This window comes from Phormidium sp. FACHB-592 (assembly GCF_014695795.1).
Lineage (GTDB): Bacteria > Cyanobacteriota > Cyanobacteriia > Leptolyngbyales > Leptolyngbyaceae > Stenomitos.
The window spans coordinates 1-1,844 of record NZ_JACJOZ010000097.1; the positions used below are offsets into that span (position 1 = coordinate 1).

Below are 1,844 nucleotides of genomic sequence, written 5' to 3' on the forward strand. Positions count from 1 at the left end.
CAACTTGTCCTGCTTTTGGAGTTACACTGTCTTCAATCAAAATTGCTAGAAATCCATCATTGTATTGAGAAAATGGAAACATACGTCTTCCATCTTTCAAAGTTAAACATTCATCCAGATCCGCAGAATATAGATCCTCATAGACCTCAGCCATTTGCTCTAACGGTGAGAAATGGAATACAACAAAAGCATCCCTATGGTTAGGGCTTTCTTCTGTACCGTTATGCCATTGGTAAAGTGCATGAAGAGATTCAGGTAGGCATAATTGAAGTCTTTCCTCAATCGCTTGAATATCTCTATCAAACAACCCTGGAAGAAAAGACTCAGCATAGTCAGAGCAATTGACTTGTAGCCAATTCATAATTCGATTCAATGGGGAAATCATGAAATGTATCCTCTCTGATTATGTTTTCAATAAAACACAAAGCCATTTTAAGTAACTAACCAGAATTAAATATAAAACGCTCAACAGGATACCCCCGCCTTTGACCTCGTTGCTCAATCACATCCATCAGCGTTATGGCTCAATCATACTCATGCTCGAACAACTGAGAACACAGTTGATGTCGCTTAAGCTGTAACCATTCATCTTCAAGGCGATTCATCTGTGGTGAGTAAGGCGGTAAGTAGAAGATGTATAAGCCCATCGCCTGCCAGTGTTGCCAACAAGCTTGCACCACCTTGGAGCGATGAAACGACGCTCCATCTTGCACGATCACTGTGCTTTGTCCGGTCGCTTGCCAGTGAGCTTTGACTCGTTCGGCTTGCCAGTGCGTCAAGCTTAAGTAGCGCGCACTGTTGAACCCACCCACGACCATGCCGTAGTCAAACCCCTGCCCTGGTTGCCAAAATTCAAGCAGGCTAAGCCGACGACCTCGACGATGCGTTTGACAACCCAGTGTTGCTGCCCCCGTTTGACATCGCTGTACGTTAAAGGACTGGTCTTCTCAAACCCACTTTCATCTAAGTACATCACCCGCACGAGTCCTTCAGTTGCCCACTGCTTGAGCAGTTCCCAGTCTGCCCGTTTAGAGTTCACATACTCTGGCTGTTTTGTCTGAGGTGGACTATAGCGCAAGCGTTTCCAACAGAACCCCTTTTTTGCAGCAAGCGGCTCATGCTGCGCTGGCTGAGGTGGACTTGGCGTTCGCTAGCTAACTTCGGACACAGCTGGGGACTGGTGTAACTGTGCTCCTCCTGCAACCATTGCTCGACAACTTTGACATCTGCCTCGTGCCAACTGTGTTGCCGTCCCGGTCGGCGCTTCTCCCATAACCCATAGAGTCCAACCCTTTGCCACTGGCGAATCGCGCGTCGCACACTATGTTCATGCAGTTGTAAGTGTTGAGCAATTTGTCCCACCCGCCAACCAGCGCTATTGAGGCGGATGACTATAGCACGTTGACGAGTACGGCGCGGTACTTCTGTGGCTAAACTCAGTTCTCGTATGGTCGTGTCTTCCTCAACGGTCAACTTGACTTGCAGGGGCGCAGGCATCTGGAAGAGCAACGGGCGATGGAAACGCTACCATCTTACAAGTTTCTATGGCGACCTACTTATGAGCGCGATTGCTCCTTGCGTAGCACGACCCGCCTCATCGATCAAACACCCTACTTGAAAGGCTTTTCAAATTGCATTCGCTGGCAGCAGCCACTAATGGTGTACGACAGGAAGCAGCGTTGCACTGGTGACACGAGGATTTTCAGAAATAAATAACCGCCTTTGTATAGTAATGGTTGCTGTTGGCGAACAGCCCAATTGTCGAAAATTCCTGTATTTTGTAGTACACAAGGGCTCCTACAGTAGAGCAAGGTCAACAGCTTCATTAGGGCAGTAGCATGAGC

The 1,844-nt window shown here is 47.9% G+C and carries 4 protein-coding genes; all 4 read right to left on the reverse strand.

What is annotated here, in order from left to right; all coding sequences use genetic code 11:
• Window positions 1–385: SMI1/KNR4 family protein (locus tag H6F86_RS26095; RefSeq protein ID WP_190452794.1), on the reverse strand; the 385-nt coding region annotated here is incomplete at its 3' end.
• A 139-nt stretch (window positions 386–524) separates the two neighbouring features.
• A complete protein-coding gene (locus tag H6F86_RS26100; protein ID WP_347241131.1) occupies window positions 525–899 on the reverse strand; it encodes a transposase in 375 nt (124 codons plus the stop codon).
• The gene (locus tag H6F86_RS26105; protein WP_190452798.1) at window positions 782–1,039 is read right to left on the reverse strand and encodes a hypothetical protein; all 258 of its coding nucleotides are present in this window, start codon (window positions 1,037–1,039) and stop codon (window positions 782–784) included. Before H6F86_RS26105 ends, H6F86_RS26100 begins: the two co-directional genes overlap by 118 nt.
• Window positions 1,036–1,497, reverse strand: coding sequence for a helix-turn-helix domain-containing protein (locus H6F86_RS26110; protein WP_190452800.1), 462 nt, complete (start codon window positions 1,495–1,497; stop codon window positions 1,036–1,038). Before H6F86_RS26110 ends, H6F86_RS26105 begins: the two co-directional genes overlap by 4 nt.
• Between the last annotated feature and the right edge of the window lie 347 nt (window positions 1,498–1,844).

Excerpts from the sequence above, each read along its gene's own strand:
- H6F86_RS26110 (WP_190452800.1), bottom strand. The coding sequence starts at position 1,497 with ATGCCTGCGCCCCTGCAAGTCAAGTTGACCGTTGAGGAAGACACGACC.